Below are 2,983 nucleotides of genomic sequence, written 5' to 3'. Positions count from 1 at the left end.
AAAACTATTTTATAAAGATACTTAGTATGTTGAAAACTTTTCAAGTTGAAATCCAAATAATCTTTTGCAATATTTTTACTAATAAAATATTTAAACAAATAAAATCGAACTGTACAAAATAAAACAACATAAAGCAGCAGTGATGATAAAAATAAAATTAAAATAAATTCATCCGACATTTATCTTAACCTCAAAAACTTAAAGATCCTTGTTGAAGAATTTGTTGATTTCTTTTTAACTGCTTGTGATCGACTACTGTTTTTTGATCGACCATAGAAATTCAATACCACTTAAGTACACAATTGATAACATAATAAATAAAAAATATTGTTTGATTATTTTAAATTCATTTCATTTAACCTTCTCTCACTTTTACGCTTTACAGTGATCAATACCAGAGTCATTATAATATAAAAAAATTGACCACGAATTTTTATCTGAATAGTATATTTCCTCCCCATCTTTAGCTTTTTCTAATTCATTTTCAGGAAATAAAATAGCTATTTTTTGATATTTATTTATACAATATTCTGAATAATTACCATAATTTTCGACTTCTTTCCATCCATCAGATTTTAATTTATTTCTAATTTCGTTCATCTTTATTTTCGACAAATTTTCTTTAGCTATATGAAGTGTGGCCAAAGAATTATTTGGTCGAATAATCGACGGTTTAAAATCCGGTTGATATTGACCAAAATAAACTGTCATAATTTTTTTAAAATCAATCATTACTGGCACACTTTCTGTTTTTTTAGAATTAACACCACAAGCTACTAAGCAAAAAGAAATTACTAATAATAAACAAAAATTAATTTTCATACTATTTACTCAACTTTTCTTTAACTTTGTTGTATTCTTCAGATATATTAACAGACTTTTCATTAATAGATATCCCTCCATCCCAACCTACTTTCTGAGTATTCAATCCTATTTCAATTGCTTTTGGAGTTGTTAAATTCCACCAATCTGTATTTACAGGTTGGGCTACACCAACTCTAAAATTTCGAAGTGTTACACCAGCTCCGCCTCCTAAGCCATCTAAAAAGTTATTAGTCCCCTCACTTGCTCTTCCTTCCTTATTAAAAATAAATCCAAGACTGCCACTCCCCCCAAGAACATCTGACCATTTTTTTATACTTTCTTTACTATTATCAACACCATTATGCTTTTTAGATCGAACAAATGGAGATGAATCTAAACCCTTTCCTATATAAGATTGACCATTATGTAAATTAATTGTGATAGCTCCTGTTAAAGTAGTAGCAGAACCAGAACATACCATATAATCAGGTCGTCGACATCCACCAGCTGTTTGGCATAAAAATACTGTTAATTTTATTGCATCTTCTGTATTTTTATATGCTTTTTTTCCCAATGTCTTAGCTTCACTATATAAGTTTTCAGCACCTTCTTTTAAATAAGGGTATACAAATTGAGCACCTTTTTTGATATTTGATCCTAATATTTGAGCTCCGTTGATAGCGTCATTACCAGTCTGTTTTACATGATTTCCTAATACAACTGCACCACTTACAGCAGTTATAATATTATTTTGTGTGCCTCGAATTGGTTTCATTAAAGCATCTTTTTCACTTTGGGTAATCCATTCATTGCTCTTTGAACTATCGCTCTGACTCAATCCTAAAATATCTATATTTTTTTATGGGTCTTTTACATATGAATAAAAGTGCTCTCCCCCAAATAATCCTATCGGATCTTTACTCACATACCTTGCACTATACGGTTCGTAATAACGATAACGGTTATAGTATAAGTCTGTTTCCTTATCCTTGCGCTTCAGACCGAGCAGTGCTCGATCTTTGCTCATGCACCCTGAAAACGAATATTACTTTGTTGCAATGGATTGTCTTGGTTTGTTGTATTAATTTCTAAAGCAGTGCCCCATGTATCCTGTTTGATTTCCCAAACAGACTCGCCTAACTCATTACTTAAAGTTTGTGGTGTACCGACTTGGTCACAGTGGTAAAAGGCAACACGTTCTAATTCAGCTTTGTTCTTTCTGGTTTCAGTTTTCCATACAGGATCTTTATAAATTGAATAAGGTACATTTTGGAATTGGCGATAGTCAGGTGTTTCTATCAGTTTAATAAAGCCAGCATAACCTGTCTGTAATAGTGGTGCAAAGCTATTTGGTTCATAAACATAGAGCTTAGTATAATCAGTTTGAACTTTCGATGATTTCACTGATTCCCACACCATCACATCACCATCCCGACCAAACAAGTTTAGACTGTAGGCTGATTGGTAATTCTAAAATAATCGGCGACCAAACACATCATAACCATAATCAGTAATTATTTACAAAGATCATCACCCCATTTATTGTAAGAATACAAAACACCATCGACATTATTTTTTGGTAATTTTCCACCTTTAAAATCATAAAGTTCCCCATTCCCAACAATTACTACATTGATACGATTATTCAAACCTAAACAATATGTATTAACGCCTACTCCTTTTCCTTTAAGCATCCATCCATCTTTTTCTAGTAAATTTGTTATTTCTAATATTTTCTGACTATTATTAGAACCCTTTAGATCAAAATATGAAACTTGTACTTCTGCTCTTCGTAATGAATCAATAACGTCCAAATTTTCACCTAAAACAGTTTTCATTTTTTCATCAAAAGGGTATTTATCTGAAGGTTCATTATAAATTTTATTACTACTGCATCCTATTAAAGTGATCATAGAACATATTAAAAAACTTAAACTGCAAAATTTCATATTTAATCCCTAATTTTTTCTGTAAGAGAGCGGCCTTGACCTTCAACACCATATCCAACATTAAAATCAGCTCCTGGTGTACCAACCCCAATTTCAAAACCTTTCATCGTTTTAGAGGTAAAATAAGCTTTAACTTTTTCACTAACCGATGTAGAACTTGTATCAATAGGTAATACTAAACCTGCACGTACTCCCCATATACCACCACTTGCACTTCCTGCTAAACCAGT

At 31.5% G+C, this 2,983-nt stretch carries 4 protein-coding genes and 1 pseudogene; all 5 read right to left on the bottom strand.

The window, feature by feature from the left end; all coding sequences use genetic code 11:
* Positions 1–372 precede the first annotated feature (372 nt).
* Positions 373–822, bottom strand: a complete 450-nt coding sequence (locus WFN33_RS20175; protein ID WP_336954823.1) for a hypothetical protein — start codon at positions 820–822, stop codon at positions 373–375.
* A 1-nt stretch (position 823) separates the two neighbouring features.
* Positions 824–1,642 carry a hypothetical protein gene (locus tag WFN33_RS20170; RefSeq protein WP_336954822.1) on the bottom strand — a complete coding sequence of 273 codons (819 nt, stop codon included), beginning with the start codon at positions 1,640–1,642 and terminating at the stop codon, positions 824–826.
* Between the two features lie 24 nt (positions 1,643–1,666).
* Positions 1,667–2,319, bottom strand: a pseudogene (locus WFN33_RS20505) (RHS domain-containing protein); the annotation flags it as partial.
* The gene (locus WFN33_RS20155; RefSeq protein ID WP_336954818.1) at positions 2,319–2,753 is read right to left on the bottom strand and encodes a hypothetical protein; all 435 of its coding nucleotides are present in this window, start codon (positions 2,751–2,753) and stop codon (positions 2,319–2,321) included. The pseudogene WFN33_RS20505 and the gene WFN33_RS20155, both read right to left, overlap by 1 nt.
* Before the next feature lie 2 nt (positions 2,754–2,755).
* Positions 2,756–2,983 (bottom strand): hypothetical protein (locus WFN33_RS20150; RefSeq protein ID WP_336954817.1); only part of this gene is annotated, 228 nt, incomplete at its 5' end.

Origin of the sequence: Acinetobacter sp. AS167 (genome assembly GCF_037152175.1) — a bacterium.
Lineage (GTDB): Bacteria > Pseudomonadota > Gammaproteobacteria > Pseudomonadales > Moraxellaceae > Acinetobacter.
Note: the sequence above shows the minus strand (reverse complement) of the source record. Positions and strands in the feature narration are given on the sequence as shown.